We start from the raw sequence: 17,460 nt of genomic DNA, 5'->3' as shown, positions 1-17,460 counted from the left end.
GTGAATCACGCTCCAAACAGCCGCGCCAGTACTTCTTCAACAACCTGCTAGCCGTAGACGTGGAGAACCACGGTCAGCCAGAAAGCCGTGGTGACGGCGGCGCAGGCGGTGGCGATGGTCATCTGGTTCGATGCCAATGCCTGGCCGGTGTTGAACTGCACGGCGATGAGATAGGAATTGATGCCGGACGGCAGCGCCGCCACCACGACGGCCACCTTGGCCGTCATCGGCGGCAGGCCGAGAAGCCAGACGAAGGCGAGCACCAGCGCCGGCATCAGGAACAGTTTCAGCACTGATAGCGCCAGTGCCGGCCGGACATTGCCGGAAACGCCGAAGCGGCGCAGGCTGAGCCCCATGGCAAACAACGCCACCGGCCCTGCCGTGTCGGCAAGCGCATCGACCAGCCGCATGAGGAGGTCCGGAAGCGACACGCCGCTCAGCCGCCATGCCAGCCCGAGCAGAATGCCGATGATCAGCGGATTGATGAACAGCCGTCTCAGGAAGCTGCGGATGACGCGCAACGGATGGACGGATTCACCCCCGCTGCGGCCGAACATCTCGAACAGCACGATCGAGGCCATCATCATGACAGGCAGATGCACGGAAACCAGCAGCGACAGCACTTCGAAGCCGCTCGGGCCGAATATGCCAAGAATGAAGGGAGCACCGAGCAGCACGACATTGGAGTAGGCCGACGACACGCCGCCGACGACACCGGCACGCGCGTCGCGTCCAAAGATTCGCGTGGTGACGAGATGGCCCGCGGCCCAGGTGATCGCCACCGCCGTGAAGTAAGCCCCCCACAGCGGCCAAGGTGCGACGCCGTGGAAATCGGCATTCACCATCGTCTGGAACAGAAGCAGCGGCATCGCCACAGAGACCGCGAAGTCCGATATCCCCTCGCCGCTCGCCGGTCTGAGATAGCCGGTCAGCCCGGCGAGATAGCCGAGCGCAACCAGGCTGAAGACGAAAAGCACGGTTTCTGTGAGCGGAGACATTTTTCAGGGATAGGCGAGCCACGCGCGCGGCGCAATCGCGCCCGAATTTGATCATGGTATACTGGCAGCGTTATAGAGGGTTTGGAATATCAGGGCGGACACGAACGACAAATGACCTTTGTCGAAACCTCGGGACGCAATCTTTTTGCGCGGATGTGGCTGACGGCCTTCGCCGCCACTCTGCTTTGTCTTGCCGCGACGGCGCTTGCACTTGCCGAGACGAAAAGCCTCAAGGGCGTGGCGCTGATCATCGGCCAGTCGAATTACCTGCACATCGCCGCCCTGCCCAACCCGGCCAACGACGCCCGCGACATGGCCAAGATGCTGACCGACCTCGGCTTCGACGCCCGCAACGTCACCGATCGCGATGCCGCCAAGCTGAAGCGCGACCTGGAACGCTTCGTCGAGGATGCCGAGGGCGCCGATGTCGCTTTCATCTACTACTCCGGCCACGGCATCGAGGCCGGCGGCGAGAATTATCTGGTTCCGGTCGATGCCGACGTCTCGTCGCTCAAGGATGCAGGTCAGGCGTTGGTGCCGATATCAGCCGTCATGGATGAGTTGAAGAAGACCGTGCCGGTGACGATCGTGCTGCTCGATGCCTGCCGCACCAATCCGTTTCCGGCAGATGCGGTGGTGCGCCGTGCTCCGACCGCTTCCGCCGAGCCGATTGGCGCCGGTGGGCTGGAACCGGTGCGTGGCGCCAAGGCGCTCGGCAACGCACCGGCGGCGGACGCGAGCCTCGGCACGGTGGTCGGCTTCGCCGCCGAGCCGGGCCGTCCGGCGCTGGACGGTGCAGCTGGCGAAAACAGCCCCTATGCGGCTGCGCTGCTGCGCCATCTCGCGGCGATGAAAGGCACGGAGTTCGGCTCGGTCATGCGCATGGTGACGGAGGAGGTCTATCTCGACACCAAGGCGAAGCAGCGCCCATGGGTCAATGAAAGCTTGCGCCGGCTGCTCTATTTTGGTGTGGCGCCACCGGAACCGACCGGAGACGACGGGCTGATCACCGGCGAAAGGCGGCAGTTGCTCCTGACCATTTCCGACCTGCCCGATCCCAAGCGGGCGCAGGTGGAATTGGCCTCGCTGCAGGATGGCGTGCCGCTCGACGCGCTCTATGGCGTCCTGAGAGCGCTCGGCACGGACAAGATCCCCGAGGATCCGACCGACCTGCAGAAGGTGCTCGACGGCCAGGCCGAGCGCCTGAAGAAGATGATGTCGGAGCGCGCGGCACTGCGCACCGACGATCCGGAGATCAAGCGGCTCGTCGCCTCAGCCGACAAGGCGATCGGCCAGGGCGCCATGGTGACGGCGCGCAAATTCCTCGATGACGCGGTCGGCAGGGTCGAGCAGAACAGCGGCGCTGTCGACGAGGCCGAGGAACTGGTGAGGCAGAAACGCATGGGCGATGCCGCCATCTATGCCAAGCGCGCCGACGCCGTCGCATTGGTCTTCGATTACAAATCCGCCGCCAACGACTACGCCAAGGCCTTCTCGCTGGTCGAGAAATGGGACGACAAGCTGCGCTGGAACTACAAGAACCAGGAAGCCGAAGCGCTCAACTCCTATGGCTACGCCACCGGCGATCTCGATGCGCTGCAGCATGCAATCGAGGCCTATCACGTCATCCTGAATTTCATTCCCAATGGCGAGCAGAACCGCGACTGGGCAATCACCCGCAACAACATGGCGGTTGTGCTGCAGACCATCGGTGAGCGCGAGACCGAAACCGCGCATCTGGAAGAAGCAGCGCAAATCTTCAGCGATTCGCTCGTCGTCTTCGAGCGCGAGAAGGACGACCGCAACTGGGCCGCAGCGCAGAACAATCTCGCCAATGTGCTGTTGAAGATCGGCGAACGCGAGAGCGACCCGAAGCGCCTCAACGAGGCGGTGGCGGCGATGCGTGCCACGCTGGAAAAGCGACCGCGCGACAAGCTGCCGTTCGACTGGGCGGCTTCGCAGAACAATCTCGGCCTGGCGCTCTTTGCGCTCTCCGAGCGTGATCCCGCCGGCGAGCATCTAAAGGACGCGGAAGCCGCCTACCGGCTGGCGCTCGAAGAATACACGCGCGAGAAAGCCCCCGTGGAATGGGCGATGGTCGAGAACAATCTCGGCAACACACTGGTGACGCTTGGCATCCAGCTCAACGACAAGGTGAAGATCAACGAGGCGGCCGACGCCTTCCGCGCCGCGCTGAAGGTACGAACTCGCGAGACCTTCCCGGTCTCCTGGGCGACCAGCCGGCTCAACCTCGGCAATGCGCTGAGTGGCGTTGCTCGTTTCGACATGGGCACCGACACACTCAAAGAGGCGGCGGCAGCCTATGACGACGCGCTGACAGTGTTTACCCGTCAGCGCTTCCCGATGGATTGGGCGTCGGCGCAGAACAATCTCGGCTCGATCTACCAGACGCTTGGCCAGCGGACCCGTGACGCGGCCAAACTGGAGCAGTCGGCGGCAGCGTTCCAGGCAGCCCGGCAGGTCTATGTCAGGCGGAAGTTCCCGCAGGATTGGGCCATGAGCTACTACAATCTCGGCAACACGCTGCAGCTGCTTGGCGGCGTGACGGACAAGCCCGAGCACTACAACGAGGCGGTCGACGCCTACGGCAATGCGTTGCGCGAATACAAGCGCGAGACCAACCCGCGGCAATGGGCGCTGGCCCAGGCAGGTCTCGGCTCGACACTGCACTGGCTGAGCATGAGCAATGCCGATCCCAAGATCCTGCGGGATTCGATCGCAGCCCGGCGGGCGGCCCTCGAAGTGCTGACCATCGAGACGGCGCCTGTCGACTGGGCGAACGCCCAGAACGGCATCGGCATGAGCCTGCTCAATCTCGGCAACATCGAAAAGACCGGCAAATACCTCGACGAGGCCGAGGCGGCGTTCACGGCGACGCTGAAAGTGTTCACCAGGGAGAGCCAGCCCATGCAGTGGGCCTTTGAACAGAACAACCTTGGCGACATCCACTGGAGCCGCGCCAGCTATGGCGGTGGCAAGGCCGAATATCTCAGAGCCATCGAGTTCTTCGAGAACGCCAAGCAGGGTTTTACTGAGGCCGGCTACACCCTCCCCATCCCGCTGACCGACCAGAAGATCGATCTGGTGAAAAAGCAGATCGCCAAAAAGTGAGACTCGAGACGCGGCCGGCTTCTGGCTTGTCTTTGTGCCCGCTTTCCAATCCCTATATGCGAATGGTCGGGGTCTGATGCCAGGCTCCTGGAAGGACTGCGATGATACGATTTGCCCTGGCCTTGTTCCTGCTCGTCATTCCCGTCGCGGCCCATGCCACGGATGCCGGCTGGGCGCTGCTGCGCGATGGTGGCCATGTCGTGCTGCTGCGCCATGCCATGGTCACCGGCACCACCGATCCGGCCAATTTCGACATCGACAGCTGCGCCACCCAGATGAACCTGTCGGCGCGCGGCAAGCAGCAGGCGAGCAAGATCGGCGCCTTGTTTGCCGCTCGCGCCGCCCCGATCGAGCGCGTGCTGTCCAGCCGCTATTGCCGCTGCCTCGACACCGCGCGCATCGCCTTCGAGGCCGAGCCGGCGCTATTTGCACCACTTGACCTGTTGAGGGGCGACGATGCGCAGAAGGCAGCGCAGATCGCCGCCATCATGAAGGAAATCCGTGCCTATTCCGGCTCCGACAATCTGGTCATGGTCACCCATCTGGAAGACATCGTGGCGCTCACCGGCATCTCGCCGCGCGAGGGCGAAGCCGTGGTCGTCGAGCCGCAAGGCGACGGTCTGCGCGTGCTCGGCCGCGTCACTTTCTAGCGATGACCAGCGCCAACTGACGTCTCAGTGAGCAGCCACGTATCGATGCGGACTTTCCAGTTCTCGATCATGTGCGCGAAGGCATCCTCCGTCAGTTCAGACAGATAGGATTCCCCCGCCGCGTTCAAAGCCGTGAACGTATAGGCAATCGATGCTTCGGTGCCGCCATCGGCAGTCGAACGGCAGGCCACTTCGACAAATCCGAAACGCGAGTCCGGCGTGACCCTGACATAGCGCACCCGATGCGCGGTTGGATCCCAATCGGCGCAGGCCCACAGCGTCGTCTCATCGCCATGGACGGTTCGGAAAACCATGCCTTGCCGCGTTTCTCCACCTTGCGGATGCAGAAATTCCGGATCCCAGCCCTCCACCCACAAAGTCTCGCCGATCGGCGTGAACAGTGGGAAGACGCGGTCGACCGGACCGGAAAGGACGATGCTGTGGCTGCGTTCAAGATGGCTCGTCATCCGCCTTCCCTTTCCATTCAGTCAGAGGATGGCGCTTCAGCCAAACGGTGGCTGTCCGCCGCGCCAAGCTCCAACCCGTAGATGCGTTTCAACTGGCTGATCGTTTCGAGCGTCTCCGGTGAAAACGGCGCCTGCCCTTCGAAAGCATGCAGCACGATGCCTTCGATGAGATCGCCGAGGCTCATGTCGCGATGCTCGGCCAGCGCCTTGAGCACCTTCACCAGCCGTTTCTCCAGGCGCACGCCGGTCTGTATACGTTCGATGTTCATGGCGCCTTGTACCATGGTACATTGGTACAAACAATATGCGGGGTGACGCCGACCGGTACTGTTGCCGAAATGCCACCGCTGAAAGAAGCCGCAAATTCGCCGCGACAATGCCGCTTGCGACAACCCGTCGCAGGGGCTATAGGCGCGCACCCGGTCACGAAAACCGAAGCGAGCACAACGGTTGGAGCTTTCGTCTCCGCCCGTGCAGGCGGCTTTGCCGCCCTGTATACGGAGCCGCTTTGGGGATTGGGATCGCGGATGTAGCTCAACTGGGAGAGCGCCGGATTTTGTCCGGAGGTTGTGGGTTCGAGTCCCGTCGTCTGCACCACGGATAGCTCAGTTTGGTTAGAGCATCAGATTGTTAATCTGACTGTCGAAGGTTCGATTCCTTCTCCATTGGCCTGATAAGCCAGCACCCTGCCACGGTGTTATCTGAAAAACGGTCCGGGAACTGGAATGCTGAAGACCTGACGGATGGCCGAAGCCTTCGGGCCAAGGCCGTTTCGAAAGGTCCGACGCCATCGGCTCGCGGCCAGGTCCGCGGTGATGATCAAGGCGCAGCGTCGCCGGCAAGGGAGGTCAAGGCCTCCGGCGCCCGCTTCACTGCCCCGCGATCCGCTCCCGAAGGCCCGCCACGGATTGATGCCACCGGTCCCCGGATCATTCGTGCCCGGACTATGACGACGTGAAACGAGAAACGAAGGGAAGATCGACGCATGAGTTGACGCCTCGCATGGGGCCATGCCCGACAGGAGTAAGACAATGACTGTTCTCGACAAAGTTCTTGGACGCGAGCGCGTCCTCGTTAGGGAAAACGAACGTGCCCTCACCCTCTACAAGGGGGAGATCAAGGCTGTCCTGCTGCCGGGCGAGCACTGGCTCGCCAACCGGCGCGGAAGCCTGGAAGTATCCCGGCACGATCTGAAGAACCCGGAATTCGTTTCGGCATACGAGAAGGCGTTGTTCGACAAGCTCCCGGATGTGGCCGCGCGTCATTTCACCGTCGTTCGCACCGGGCGCACGGATGTCGCCGTCATCGAGCGTGACGGGAATCTGCATGCCGTGCTGGCGCCGGACCGCAAGCTGGTGCTGTGGACGGATGCCGGGCCGTGGAAGGTGACGATGGTCGACACTTCGGCCGACCTCGCCATCGATCCGGCGGTCATGCGCCGGCTCGGCCAGGCCCGGAAGGCGGAGTTGATGTCCGTCCACCCGGTTGTCGACGGCCAGGCCGGGCTGCTGTTCGTCGACGGTGTCCTGGTCCGGACGCTGGCTGCGGGCGTGCATGGCTTCTGGAACGTCGGACGCATGGTGCAGGTCAAGGTCGTCGACCTCAAGCGCCAGTCGCTCGACGTCGCCGGGCAGGAAGTGCTGACCAAGGATCGCGTCACGATCCGTGTCAACATCGCCGCTGAGTATCGGGTCGTCGATCCGGTCAAGGCGGTGAGCGCCGTGAAGGACTTCTCCGAAGCCCTCTACCGCGCCCTCCAGTACGCCTTCCGCAAGACACTTGGCGGGCTGACGCTTGACCAGATCCTTGAAAAGAAGGTGACGGTCGACGAGGAAGCCGCGGCCAAGGTCCGTACCGACATGGCCGAGATCGGCGTCGAGGTCAGCGATATCGCGCTCAAGGATGTCATCCTGCCTGGCGAGATGCGCGAGATCCTCAACCAGGTGGTGTCGGCCGAAAAGCAGGCCGAGGCCAACGTCATCCGCCGCCGCGAGGAGACGAACGCCACGCGTTCCCTGCTCAACACGGCCAGGGTAATGGCGGAGAACCCGGTGATGCTGCGGCTGAAGGAGCTCGAGGCTCTGGAAAACATCGCCGGCAAGGTCGAGCGGCTGACCGTCCACAACGGAACGGGCGGGTTGCTCAATGACCTGGTCAAGCTCCGCGAGAGTTGAGCTGACGCAACGTCAATGGGAGGGCCGCCGGCTTGACCGGCGGCCCTTCTTGCGTTTCTTGGGCACGCTTCCCATCTGCGCCCGGCCTATCAGGCCTTTTCCTGCCGGGAAAAACCGATTAGACAGCGCCCAAGATGCGGACAATTCCGCCCGCAGAGAAGGAAAAGCCCCGTTGTCCACCACGAATTCCACCACGTTCGACAAAGTCGCCAAGATCATTGCCGACACCAGCGAGATCGATATCGACACCATCACGCCCGAGAGCCACACGATCGACGATCTCGGCATCGACAGCCTCGATTTCCTCGACATCGTCTTCGCCATCGACAAGGAATTCGGCATCAAGGTGCCGTTGGAAAAGTGGACCCAGGAAGTCAATGACGGCAAGGCTTCGACCGACGATTACTTCGTCATGAAGAACCTGTGCGCCAAGATCGACGCGCTGGTCGCCGCCAAGACCGCCTGACGTCAGTTGCGCGCGCGACCTTGACGCGCTCTGCCGCCTGACACACAAAGCCGCTCATGAGCAGCCCCCGCGACGTCGTCATCACTGGTATCGGCCTTGTCTCCTCGCTGGGAGAAGGCCCTGACGCCCACTGGCAGAAGCTGGCGCAGCCGGGCCTGCAGCCGGTGCTCGAAGCCGCGCGCTTTGCGCCCTACACCGTCCATCCGCTGCCGGAAATCGATTGGAACCTGCAGATCGCCAAGCGCGGCGACCAGCGGCAGATGGAAACATGGCAGCGGCTCGGCACCTATGCCGCCGGCCTTGCGCTCGACGACGCCGGCATCAAGGGCAATGACGAACTCTGCACGACCATGGACATGGTTGTCGCCGCCGGCGGCGGCGAGCGCGACGAGGCTGTCGATGCCGTCATTCTGGCCGCATCCGAGAGCCGCAACGACCGCGACGTACTGCTCAACGAGAAGCTGACCACCGAACTGCGGCCGACCTTGTTCCTGGCGCAGCTTTCCAACCTGCTCGCCGGTAACATCTCCATCGTCCACAAGGTGACCGGCTCGTCGCGCACCTTCATGGGCGAAGAAGGTGCCGGTGTTTCCGCCGTCGAGACGGCCGCCGCACGTATCCGCTCCGGCCAGTCCACGCACGTCCTGGTCGGTGGCGCTTTCCAGACAGAACACTCCGACATGCTGCTGGGTTATGAGCTCGCCGGCTATCTGCATCGCGGCGCCTGGAAACCTGTCTGGCAAAGATACGGCGCCGAGGGCGGCGGTGTTGTAACTGGCTCCGGCGGTGCCTTCCTGGTGCTGGAACAGCGCGAACACGCAATGAGCCGCGGGCGCAAAATCTACGCCGAACTCGGGCCGGTCGTTTCCGGCCGCGCCAGGCGGTCGCGCGGAGAACTCGACACCGAGATCGCCGCACTGCTCAGCCAAGCGGCGCTGCCGAACGGCAAGCTGCTGGCACTTTCGGGCGCCTCGGGCGCGCATGCCGCAACCAGCGCCGAGAAGACAGCGCTCGATGCCAATCCGGCGATATCAGCGCGCGGCTTCTCGACGCTGACCGGACACATGAAGGAAGCGCAGTTTCCGTTCGCCGTGGCGCTGGCGGCACTCGCCGTCGACCGCAAGGCCGCCTACCCTGTCTTTGATGCCGCAACCGAGAAGCCGTTTGACGGCATCCCGGCAAGCGTCCTTGCAACGGCGATCGGCTATCACCAATTCGAGGGCATGGCGCTGGTCAACGCCGCGTAAGGCGGCGCCCGCATGCTGCAGAGATAAACCGCTCGAGGGCTTCCCGATGACCAAATTCAGAGATCACATGGGCAGGCCAATCGTCGCCGTCACCGGCATCGGCGTGGTCACCTCGCTTGGCGTCGGCAAGGCCGATAATTGGGCGGCGCTGACCTCGGGCAAGTCGGGCATCCATCCGATCACCCGCTTTCCGGTCGACCACCTCAATACCCGCATTTCCGGCATGGTCGATTTCCTGGACTCAAGCTCGAAGGGTGCCAGCCCCCTCACCTACGAGCTGGCCGAAACCGCCGCGCGTGAGGCGGTGGCCGAATCCGGCCTCGATTCCAGCGATTTCGGCGGCCCGCTCTTCCTCGCCTCGCCACCCGTCGAGCTCGACTGGCACGAACGCTTCTCGCTCTACAATTCCGACAGTGAGGACGCTGGCGCCGAAAGGCTGCTGCGGGTGGCGCGCGGATTGAAGGAACTGGATATTTTCGAAACCACCCAGTTCGGCTCGATCGCCGACCGGCTCGCCGACCGTTTCGGCACGCGCGGCCTGCCGATCACGCTGTCGACCGCTTGCGCCTCGGGCGCCACCGCCATCCAGCTTGGCGTCGAGGCGATCCGCCGCGGCGAATGCGACCGGGCGCTGTCGATCGGCGCCGACGGTTCGGCGACCGCCGAGGCGCTGATCCGCTTCTCGCTGCTGTCGGCGCTGTCGACCCACAATGACATCCCTGAAAAGGCGTCAAAACCCTTCTCCAAGGATCGCGACGGCTTCGTGCTGGCCGAGGGTTCAGGCGCTCTCGTGTTGGAGTCACTGGAAGCCGCCCTTGCCCGTGGCGCCAGCGTGCTCGGCATTCTGCGCGGCTGCGGCGAAAAGGCAGACGATTTCCACCGCACCCGCTCCAAGCCTGACGGTTCGCCGGCGATTGCGGCGGTTCGCGCCGCCCTAGCCGATGCCGGCCTGAGCAAGGACGAGATCGACTACGTCAATGCCCATGGCACGTCGACGCCGGAAAACGACAAGATGGAGCATCTGTCGCTGTCGACGGTGTTTGGCGAGCGGATCGGCTCTATGCCGGTCTCGTCGAACAAGTCGATGATCGGCCACACCCTGTCTGCGGCCGGCGCCGTCGAGGCGGCGTTTTCGCTGATGACGATGCGTGAAAGCGTCATTCCGCCGACCATCAACTACGACAATCCCGACCCGGCGATCGTGCTCGACGTGGTGCCCAACAAGAAGCGCAATGCCGAGGTTCGCAGCGTCCTGTCGAACTCCTTCGGCTTCGGCGGCCAGAACACTTGCCTTGTCATGGCGCGGGAACCGGTCTAAGCGAGCCCTTTCCGTTCAACAGAACCGACAGGCTTCATGCGCGCACTGCAACTTATCGAGGACCGCCGTCTTGAAACGGTGGACCTGCCGCCCCCGCCGCCGCCCGCACTCGGCGAAGTCACGCTGCGCATCAAGGCGGTGGCGCTGAACCATATCGACGTCTGGGGCTGGCGCGGGATGGCCTTTGCCAAGCGCAAGCTGCCGCTGGTCATCGGCGCCGAGGCTTCCGGCGAAGTCGAGGCGGTCGGTCCCGGCGTTTCCAGCCTGTTGCCCGGACAATTGGTGTCGATCTATGGCGCGCGCACCTGCGGCCTTTGCCGTGCCTGCCGCGAAGGCCGCGACAATCTCTGCGAACATGTTTCGGGCGTTCACGGCTTCCATCTCGACGGCTTCGCGCAGGAGAAGATCAACCTGCCGGCGCGCCTGCTCGTGCCTGCCCCGCCAGGCGTGACCGACATCGGCGCTGCTGTCGCGCCGGTCACCTTCGGCACCGTCGAGCACATGCTGTTCGACAATGCCAAGCTTCAGCCCGGCGAAACCATCCTCGTCCATGCCGGCGGCTCCGGCATCGGCTCGGCGGCGATCCAGCTGGCCAAGCGCATGGGATGCACCATCATCACCACGGTCGGCTCCAACGACAAGATCGACAAGGCCAAGGCGCTGGGCGCCGACCATGTCATCAATTACCGCGACGACCGTTTCGAAGGCGTCGTGCGCAAGCTGACAAAGAAGAAAGGCGTCGATGTCGTCTTCGAACATGTCGGCGCCGACACCTTTGCCGCCTCGATGCTGTGCCTGAAGCGCGGCGGCCGCCTGGTCACCTGCGGCTCGACCTCCGGCGTATCGACGCAGATCAATTTGATGCAGCTCTTCCAGCAGCAATTGAAGCTGCTCGGCTCCTTCGGCTGCCGCATGGAGAACATGGCCAACGCCATGCAGAAGATGGCGGCCGGTCAGGTCGCACCGGTCATCGACACCGAGGTCGGCTTCAGCGACATCGATGCCGCGCTGAAGCGCATGGAAGGCCGCGACGTCTTCGGCAAGATCATCCTGCGGGTCGGCTAGCGCCTGTGTTCAAGAAGCTTCGCCGGGACTTGAGGTATCGCTACGGCCGGCAGCTGCGCCAGTTGAACTACTGGGTGGTTGCGCGCGCGGCGATGATGATCATCTCGGTGCTGCGTCTGCTGCCGGCGGATAGTGCGCTGAATTTCGCCGACCGCGTGGCCCGCCTGATCGGCCCCAGGGTGGGGCGCCATCAGGTCGCCGTCGACAATCTGCGCAAGGCCTATCCGGAAAAGAGCGAAGACGAGATCCAGGCCATCGCCTCTGACATGTGGGCAACATGGCCCGCCTTGCCGCCGAATACATTTTCCTGGACGCCCTGTTCGACTATGACCCTGCCGCCAGCAAGCCTGGCCGCGTCGAAGTCAAGGGAACAGAGCATTTCGTCGACATCGCCGCCGAAAAGCGGCCGCACATCGTCTTCACCGGCCATCTCGGCAATTTCGAACTGCTGCCTGTCGCCGCGGCGACCTTCGGCATGAACATCACGGCGCTGTTTCGCCCGCCCAACAACCCCTACCTCGCCGATTACATCCTCTCGACACGGCGCTCGACCATGGGATCGCTGCTGCCGTCGATGGCCGGCGCCTCATTCGCTCTGGCCGGCGTCCTGGAAAATGGTGGCAATATCGGCGTCCTCGTCGACCAGAAATTCTCCAACGGCCTCGACACGACCTTTTTCGGCCGTCCCTGCCAGAGCAACCGCGTGCTCGGCACTCTTGCCCGCCACTATGACTGCGACGTCTATCCGGCGCGTTGCATCAGGCTGCCGGGCAACCGCTTCCGGCTCGAGATCGAGGACAGACTGGTCTTGCCGCGCACCGCCGACGGCAGCGTCGACGTCCACGCCACCACCCAGATGCTGAACGACGTGGTCGAGCGCTGGGTGCGCGAGGATCCCGGCCAGTGGATGTGGTTCCACAAGAGGTGGGAGATCAGCAACTGGCGGCGCAAGAAGCGGCCGAAGCCAGCTCCCGTCCCGGGCACCTGAACCGGAACTCGCGACACGGATTTGGCTTATCGAAGATTTTCGAGGATCTTCGTTCTTGTCGGAGTGGCAGGATTTGAACCTGCGACACCCTCGTCCCGAACGAGGTGCGCTACCGGACAATGTTGCACTAGGAACAGGCCAATGGCATATTATGCCATGGCCGCCGTCCCGCTGAATCGCGGAAAGGAGATTTCCATGCCAACGCGCAACGTCGTTCTGACGGAACACCATGAAGAGGTGATCGAGGGGTTGGTGAAAACCGGCCGCTATCAGAATGCCAGTGAAGTGCTGCGTGATGGTCTGCGTTTGATTGAGTTGCGCGAGGCGCGAGAGAAAGCGAGCCTTACCGCACTCGAAGAGGCAGCGCGTATCGGATTTCGCGACATCGAAGAAGGCCGGTTCCGCGACGTGAGCGACGACAGGCTGGAGATGTTCATGAGCGACCTCGGACGGCAGGCAAGCGCTGGAAAAGCCGGTCGGTAGGTCCGGTGGCTGTCTATCGGCTTGCAGCATCCGCCGAACGAGATATCGTCGACTTGCTGGCTTACACGGAAGCCAATTTCGGTGAGATCGCGCGTATTCGCTACGAGCGGTTGCTGATCGCCGCAATCCGCGACATTGCCAACGACCCAATGCGGGTTGGCAGCGTTGCCCGCACCGAACTTGGCAACAATGTTCGGAGCTATCATCTGAGATATAGTCGCGACCGTGCAAGAACCGATCACGGTATTGTCCTTCGCCCACGTCATCTCTTGCTTTACCAGGCTGACGTCCACGTGATTGGTGTCGGCCGCGTTCTCCATGACGTAATGGAACTCGAGCGCCATCTCCCGAAAAGTTACGGCAACGACTGAGCGCCTACACTCGAAGACACTGTGCCAAAGGCAAGTCATCTGCATCGGACAGACAGTTTTGGGAGAACAGCTAAGCCGCTGTTTTTCTTGTCGGAGTGGCAGGATTTGAACCTGCGACCCCCTCGTCCCGAACGAGGTGCGCCACCAGGCTGCGCTACGCTCCAGAAGCCTTATGAATCGCGTCCGCCAGATGGTCCAGTATATTTCCCCAACCCTTGGTATGACCTTCAACAATTGCCTGCGTCGGCAGGCGCTCGTGGGTTAGCACGAGGTCGGTTTCGTCGCCGAGCGGATTGAGTTCGACGGTTACCAGCGTCGTCACATCGTTCGTCAGTGGGCCAACCCACGTGAACACGAGCTTGCGCGGCCGATCGACCAGCACATAGGTGCCGGAGACTTCGCGGCTTGCTTCCGCCGATGACATGAAAAGGCTGAAGGTTCCGCCAGGGCGCAGGTCACAGCTCGCCTTGCAATCGACCGCGCCCGGAAAGGGGCTCATCCAGCGAACCATCAACTCAGGTTGGGTCCACAGGTCGAAGATCTGCTCGGCTTTGGCCCTCACGCGCCGACGTAGCTGCACGGTCGGAGCCGTCGTATCATCACGAACCATGCTTGCCGTCCTTTGGCCCTACATGGTCCTTGTTGAGTTCGCCCAGCAGGTGCTCCATGGCGTCCAGCCGCTTCTCCCAATAGCGGCGCGTCCCCTCGATCCAGCCATCGACCTCGTCCAGCGAACGGGTGTTGATGGACAGAATGTGGTCGCGCCCTTTCCTGTGCCGCTCGATCACGCCGCTCGCTTCCAGCACTCGAATGTGTTTCGACACCGCGTTCAAGGACATGAGGAACGGTTCGGCGACCTCGGTCACGCGCGCCTCGCCGCCCGAGAGCCGTTCGATAATCGCCCGCCGCGTCGGATCGGCCAACGCAGCGAAGACCGCATCGAGGCGCGCGGTGCGCGACGCGGCTTCCTTCAACGCTTCGATCTCAATCATGGCGATCCGCCCGCTCAATTCCCCATTCCAAAAATACTCAACCCAAAGGTTGACAATCTGTCAAGCCAACGCTTTATTCAACCTAATGGTTGAGCAAATTTGATAGCGAAGGAGAGCTCGATGCTAAATAGATCCACTGTCGCAGCGGCCGCGGTGGCCGCACTTCTGTCAGCTGCCGTCGCCCCGGCGCGAGCCGATCCGGTCAAGAACGTCGTCATCGTCCACGGCGCCTTCGCCGATGGCTCCGGATGGCATGATGTCACCGACATTCTTGGTAAGGACGGCTATGCGGTCAGCGTGGTGCAGGAGCCGCTGACATCACTCGCAGACGACGTTGCGGCGACCAAACGGGTGCTGGATCTGCAACAAGGCCCCACAATTCTGGTCGGCCACAGCTATGGCGGGGTGGTCATCACCGAGGCAGGCGATGCGCCTGACGTCGTCGGCCTCGTCTACGTCGCCGCCTTCATCCCCGACAAAGGCGAAAGTGCGATAAGCATGCTCTCCCAGGCCGCCCCCGCCAACAACGACTTGCGCGCCACCAAGGACGATTTCCTCTACCTTGATCCGGCCGCCTTCCCCGCCGATTTCGCCGCCGACCTCCCGGCTGCCGAGGCGAAGTTCATGGCCCGGTCCCAACCGATGCTGGCCAAGGCCGCCGCCGGCGCGCCGGTGACGGCGGCCGCCTGGCACCAGAAGAAGAGCTGGGCGCTGGTCGCGAGCAAAGACCACAACATCAATCCCGATCTCGAACGCAGCATGGCCAAACGCGCCGGCAGCGAAACGATCGAGGTTCCCGCCAGCCACGCGGTCTACCTTTCCAAGCCAGAGGAAGTGGCGCGCTTGATCGAACGGGCGGCAAAGGCCTCGGCTCAGTAACCCGCCCGTCAGACCCGGCGCCTCGCGAAGCCCTCGATCCAGACATTCGTAACGTTACTGGTCAGGAAATCTTAAACGGGCGCGGTGCAGATACCCCAGGAGATGTTCATCGACTGGGATGGAGCCCGTGGCATGACGAATATCGAGATGCCGCGCCTGGATCGGGATGGCCTCGAAGATCGTTCGTTCGGCCGTTTTGGCCGAGCATGGTCCCATATCCGTCAATATGGCCTGCTGGAGCCAATAAGGCTCGTCCATCGGCACGGGCTCGGCGCAAGCCTTGGCTTTGTCCGGCGCAACATCAGGCATATGCTTGCCGACCGTCTCGCCCGGAAATGGGATCGCCGGCACGGCGTCGATACGGCCGGCTCGATCCAGCTCGGCGCCCTGACTGTCGTCGGCCCGCACCGCGCCAAGGGCAACGAAGCCGTCTGCACGTCGCCCAGAACCTTCGACTTCATCATGAAGTCGCTGCCCCGCGATCTCGATAACCATACATTCATCGACATCGGCTCCGGAAAATCACGAACACTGTTGCTGGCGTCGCGATATCCGTTCGCGGAGATCATCGGCGTGGAGTTCGCACGGGAACTGGTGGACATCGCCCGAAGCAACATCGAGCGTTTCAGGGATCCGTCGCAGAAATGCCAGGCACTCAGCGTCGTCGAGGCCGATGCGGTGGCCTATGATTTTCCCAAGGCGCCGCTGGTGGTCTATTTCTACAATCCCTTTTCAAAGGACGTGTTCGATATCGTCCTGAAAAATCTCGTGTCGTCGCTCGAACGCCGCCCCCGGGATTGTTTCATCGTCTATGGAAGCTCAAGCCACCGCGCCATCGACTGGGCGAGGCCAGCAATCCGCGAAACCGGTATTTTTAGGGAACTGCCCGTACCGGCGATGCCCGGCTTCCTCGATGCGATCCGCCCGATCGACTATGCGGTCTTTCAGGTTCAGGCAGCAGTATAGCTTCTGTCCTTGGCTCCCTGAACGAAACGGGCGACCGTGCGCGCGGCAAACGGCGTGCCGGCGGTGAAGCGCATCAGCGGGCCGAAACTGCCGACCGCGCTCGCGCCGACGAAATGCAGGCCCGGGATGCTGGATTCAAACCCCGCGGAGAGCACCGGCAACCCTTCCCGGCGTGCAATCGCGGCAAGCATGTCGGGTGCGAACAAACCGAGCCTGGCGATATCGATCCGGTAGCCCGTGCCGAGCAGGACGTGATCGAAGGTGGAGGAACCCTTCTCGAACCGCAGTTCAATGGCATTGCCCTTGGCGGACGCACTGATGATCCTGCTGCCGGCATTGACCTTTATCCCGTCGAAATCCGGCTTCAGCCAGCCCGTCGCGCCGGCGCCGAGGCTGCGCCTGTTGAGCCCGACCCGGGCTGCTTCCGGGAACCGGTGCACGAAGCCTGGGACTTCGACCAGCCAGGAAATCGGGAACGGGCCGACCCTGGAAGGCGATGCGAGCCGCTCCGACAGGAAGTCGCGCAAGCTCCAGCTCTGCTTTCCCAACAGCGCCCGATAGCCCAGCCAATGGATGTCGCCGTGGCAGATGAGTTCGACATCGGCCCCGTTTCGTTTTAGCAGCGCGGCGGATTCGCAGGCGCTTTGCCCCCGCCCGATGACGGCGACGCGCTTGCCGCGGAAGGCCTCATAGCCGGTATGTTCGCTGGCATGACTGACCAGTTCGCGAGGGATCCCGTCGAAGACTGCGGGGATCAGCTGCTGGTTCATCAGGCCAGTGGCAACGACGACGCGGCGCGCCTTTAAGGCATCGCCATCGACCAGTGCCAGACGAAATCCACCGTTCGCCTTCTCGACGCGGCCGACCCTGCGCGTATCCAGATCCGGAACCGCCTGGGCCTGGATCCACAATCCATAGTCGACGAAGTTTTCGAGCAGCAGCGGTTCACTGGGCGAGATTCCGAGGACCTTCGCGTTGGAATCGAGCGAGAGCGGACCTTTGGTGTGACCGATATAGGTCGCGTGCCAAGGCGAGCGCAGCCGCATGCCTCTCGGCATATGGTCACGCCAGAACGACATCGCGCCGCCGAGCGTGAGCGTATCGACGCCTGACGCCTTGAGGGAAGACGCGACAGCCAGCCCGAAAGGACCAGCACCGATCACGGCCACCTCGCAGTCAGTCCTGGGCATGGGAGCGGTCATCTCAGCGGTCTCGCCTGTCGGTTTCTGCAGCCGTGGAACTCACTCAGTCACGCCGCCGTCCT

General features: G+C 62.9%; 17 protein-coding genes, 3 tRNA genes and 1 pseudogene. 14 read left to right on the top strand and 7 right to left on the bottom strand.

Annotated features, from left to right (window positions below):
• Positions 1-47: 47 nt before the first annotated feature.
• Positions 48-998: an AEC family transporter gene (locus tag AC0V7N_RS21195; protein ID WP_475450356.1), complete on the bottom strand. Its 951-nt coding sequence runs from the start codon at positions 996-998 to the stop codon at positions 48-50.
• A gap of 111 nt (positions 999-1,109) precedes the next feature.
• Between AC0V7N_RS21195 and AC0V7N_RS21190 the strand changes: the two genes are divergently transcribed.
• Positions 1,110-4,130, top strand: a complete 3,021-nt coding sequence (locus AC0V7N_RS21190; RefSeq protein ID WP_475450355.1) for a caspase family protein — start codon at positions 1,110-1,112, stop codon at positions 4,128-4,130.
• A gap of 101 nt (positions 4,131-4,231) precedes the next feature.
• The gene (locus AC0V7N_RS21185) at positions 4,232-4,780 is read left to right on the top strand and encodes a histidine phosphatase family protein (RefSeq protein WP_475450354.1); all 549 of its coding nucleotides are present in this window, start codon (positions 4,232-4,234) and stop codon (positions 4,778-4,780) included.
• On the opposite strand, the gene AC0V7N_RS21180 is transcribed toward AC0V7N_RS21185, so the two are convergent.
• Both AC0V7N_RS21180 and AC0V7N_RS21175 read right to left on the bottom strand, forming a co-directional pair.
• Positions 4,777-5,247, bottom strand: coding sequence for a hypothetical protein (locus AC0V7N_RS21180; protein ID WP_475450353.1), 471 nt, complete (start codon positions 5,245-5,247; stop codon positions 4,777-4,779). The two genes, AC0V7N_RS21185 and AC0V7N_RS21180, sit on opposite strands and share 4 nt — an antisense overlap.
• 17 nt (positions 5,248-5,264) lie before the next feature.
• Positions 5,265-5,516 (bottom strand): hypothetical protein, encoded by a 252-nt coding sequence (locus tag AC0V7N_RS21175; protein ID WP_475450352.1) that lies wholly within the window; start codon positions 5,514-5,516, stop codon positions 5,265-5,267.
• 254 nt (positions 5,517-5,770) lie between these two features.
• On the opposite strand from AC0V7N_RS21175, the gene AC0V7N_RS21170 reads away from it, so the two are divergent.
• The 10 genes and pseudogenes from AC0V7N_RS21170 to AC0V7N_RS21125 all read left to right on the top strand — a co-directional run bounded on the left by AC0V7N_RS21170 (position 5,771) and on the right by AC0V7N_RS21125 (position 13,359).
• Positions 5,771-5,844 (top strand) — tRNA-Lys (locus tag AC0V7N_RS21170).
• Positions 5,845-5,846: 2 nt separating this feature from the next.
• Positions 5,847-5,916: transfer RNA gene (locus AC0V7N_RS21165), tRNA-Asn, on the top strand.
• Between the two features lie 362 nt (positions 5,917-6,278).
• Positions 6,279-7,421, top strand: a complete 1,143-nt coding sequence (locus AC0V7N_RS21160; protein ID WP_475450351.1) for a slipin family protein — start codon at positions 6,279-6,281, stop codon at positions 7,419-7,421.
• A gap of 172 nt (positions 7,422-7,593) precedes the next feature.
• Positions 7,594-7,887, top strand: a complete 294-nt coding sequence (locus AC0V7N_RS21155) for an acyl carrier protein (protein WP_027029416.1) — start codon at positions 7,594-7,596, stop codon at positions 7,885-7,887.
• Between the two features lie 56 nt (positions 7,888-7,943).
• Positions 7,944-9,134, top strand: a complete 1,191-nt coding sequence (locus tag AC0V7N_RS21150) for a beta-ketoacyl-ACP synthase (RefSeq protein WP_475450350.1) — start codon at positions 7,944-7,946, stop codon at positions 9,132-9,134.
• Between the two features lie 46 nt (positions 9,135-9,180).
• Entirely contained in the window at positions 9,181-10,452 is a 1,272-nt protein-coding gene (locus AC0V7N_RS21145; protein ID WP_475450349.1) for a beta-ketoacyl-ACP synthase, read from the top strand.
• A 36-nt stretch (positions 10,453-10,488) separates the two neighbouring features.
• Positions 10,489-11,517, top strand: coding sequence for a zinc-binding dehydrogenase (locus tag AC0V7N_RS21140; RefSeq protein ID WP_475450348.1), 1,029 nt, complete (start codon positions 10,489-10,491; stop codon positions 11,515-11,517).
• Positions 11,518-11,522: 5 nt separating this feature from the next.
• Positions 11,523-12,505: pseudogene (locus AC0V7N_RS21135) on the top strand (lipid A biosynthesis lauroyl acyltransferase).
• A gap of 195 nt (positions 12,506-12,700) precedes the next feature.
• Complete coding sequence (locus AC0V7N_RS21130; protein ID WP_475460430.1) at positions 12,701-12,988, top strand: type II toxin-antitoxin system ParD family antitoxin; 288 nt, start codon at positions 12,701-12,703, stop codon at positions 12,986-12,988.
• A gap of 5 nt (positions 12,989-12,993) precedes the next feature.
• Entirely contained in the window at positions 12,994-13,359 is a 366-nt protein-coding gene (locus tag AC0V7N_RS21125; RefSeq protein ID WP_475450346.1) for a type II toxin-antitoxin system RelE/ParE family toxin, read from the top strand.
• 90 nt (positions 13,360-13,449) lie between these two features.
• On the opposite strand, the gene AC0V7N_RS21120 is transcribed toward AC0V7N_RS21125, so the two are convergent.
• The 3 genes from AC0V7N_RS21120 to AC0V7N_RS21110 all read right to left on the bottom strand — a co-directional run bounded on the left by AC0V7N_RS21120 (position 13,450) and on the right by AC0V7N_RS21110 (position 14,351).
• Positions 13,450-13,523 (bottom strand) — tRNA-Pro (locus AC0V7N_RS21120).
• A complete protein-coding gene (locus tag AC0V7N_RS21115) occupies positions 13,514-13,969 on the bottom strand; it encodes an SRPBCC family protein (protein WP_475450345.1) in 456 nt (151 codons plus the stop codon). The genes AC0V7N_RS21120 and AC0V7N_RS21115 overlap by 10 nt, the downstream gene beginning before the upstream one ends.
• The gene (locus AC0V7N_RS21110) at positions 13,959-14,351 is read right to left on the bottom strand and encodes an ArsR/SmtB family transcription factor (RefSeq protein ID WP_475450344.1); all 393 of its coding nucleotides are present in this window, start codon (positions 14,349-14,351) and stop codon (positions 13,959-13,961) included. The genes AC0V7N_RS21115 and AC0V7N_RS21110 overlap by 11 nt, the downstream gene beginning before the upstream one ends.
• A 120-nt stretch (positions 14,352-14,471) precedes the next feature.
• Here AC0V7N_RS21110 and AC0V7N_RS21105 point away from each other — a divergent pair, with 120 nt between their 5' ends.
• Positions 14,472-15,230, top strand: coding sequence for an alpha/beta fold hydrolase (locus AC0V7N_RS21105; protein WP_475450343.1), 759 nt, complete (start codon positions 14,472-14,474; stop codon positions 15,228-15,230).
• Positions 15,231-15,362: 132 nt separating this feature from the next.
• Complete coding sequence (locus tag AC0V7N_RS21100; RefSeq protein ID WP_496627224.1) at positions 15,363-16,196, top strand: class I SAM-dependent methyltransferase; 834 nt, start codon at positions 15,363-15,365, stop codon at positions 16,194-16,196.
• On the opposite strand, the gene AC0V7N_RS21095 is transcribed toward AC0V7N_RS21100, so the two are convergent.
• Entirely contained in the window at positions 16,181-17,386 is a 1,206-nt protein-coding gene (locus AC0V7N_RS21095; protein ID WP_475450341.1) for an NAD(P)-binding domain-containing protein, read from the bottom strand. The two genes, AC0V7N_RS21100 and AC0V7N_RS21095, sit on opposite strands and share 16 nt — an antisense overlap.
• Positions 17,387-17,460 lie beyond the last annotated feature (74 nt).

It is taken from the genome of Mesorhizobium kamtschaticum (assembly GCF_056174585.1).
This window is presented reverse-complemented; position numbering and strand designations above follow the sequence as displayed.

Bases quoted from the DNA above. Each gene is read 5' to 3' on its own strand.
- AC0V7N_RS21195 (WP_475450356.1), bottom strand. From the start codon at position 998: ATGTCTCCGCTCACAGAAACCGTGCTTTTCGTCTTCAGCCTGGTTGCG.
- AC0V7N_RS21190 (WP_475450355.1), top strand. From the start codon at position 1,110: ATGACCTTTGTCGAAACCTCGGGACGCAATCTTTTTGCGCGGATGTGG.
- AC0V7N_RS21185 (WP_475450354.1), top strand. From the start codon at position 4,232: ATGATACGATTTGCCCTGGCCTTGTTCCTGCTCGTCATTCCCGTCGCG.
- AC0V7N_RS21180 (WP_475450353.1), bottom strand. From the start codon at position 5,247: ATGACGAGCCATCTTGAACGCAGCCACAGCATCGTCCTTTCCGGTCCG.
- AC0V7N_RS21175 (WP_475450352.1), bottom strand. From the start codon at position 5,516: ATGAACATCGAACGTATACAGACCGGCGTGCGCCTGGAGAAACGGCTG.
- AC0V7N_RS21160 (WP_475450351.1), top strand. From the start codon at position 6,279: ATGACTGTTCTCGACAAAGTTCTTGGACGCGAGCGCGTCCTCGTTAGG.
- AC0V7N_RS21150 (WP_475450350.1), top strand. From the start codon at position 7,944: ATGAGCAGCCCCCGCGACGTCGTCATCACTGGTATCGGCCTTGTCTCC.
- AC0V7N_RS21145 (WP_475450349.1), top strand. From the start codon at position 9,181: ATGACCAAATTCAGAGATCACATGGGCAGGCCAATCGTCGCCGTCACC.
- AC0V7N_RS21140 (WP_475450348.1), top strand. From the start codon at position 10,489: ATGCGCGCACTGCAACTTATCGAGGACCGCCGTCTTGAAACGGTGGAC.
- AC0V7N_RS21130 (WP_475460430.1), top strand. From the start codon at position 12,701: ATGCCAACGCGCAACGTCGTTCTGACGGAACACCATGAAGAGGTGATC.
- AC0V7N_RS21115 (WP_475450345.1), bottom strand. From the start codon at position 13,969: ATGGTTCGTGATGATACGACGGCTCCGACCGTGCAGCTACGTCGGCGC.
- AC0V7N_RS21110 (WP_475450344.1), bottom strand. From the start codon at position 14,351: ATGATTGAGATCGAAGCGTTGAAGGAAGCCGCGTCGCGCACCGCGCGC.
- AC0V7N_RS21105 (WP_475450343.1), top strand. From the start codon at position 14,472: ATGCTAAATAGATCCACTGTCGCAGCGGCCGCGGTGGCCGCACTTCTG.
- AC0V7N_RS21100 (WP_496627224.1), top strand. From the start codon at position 15,363: ATGACGAATATCGAGATGCCGCGCCTGGATCGGGATGGCCTCGAAGAT.
- AC0V7N_RS21095 (WP_475450341.1), bottom strand. From the start codon at position 17,386: ATGCCCAGGACTGACTGCGAGGTGGCCGTGATCGGTGCTGGTCCTTTC.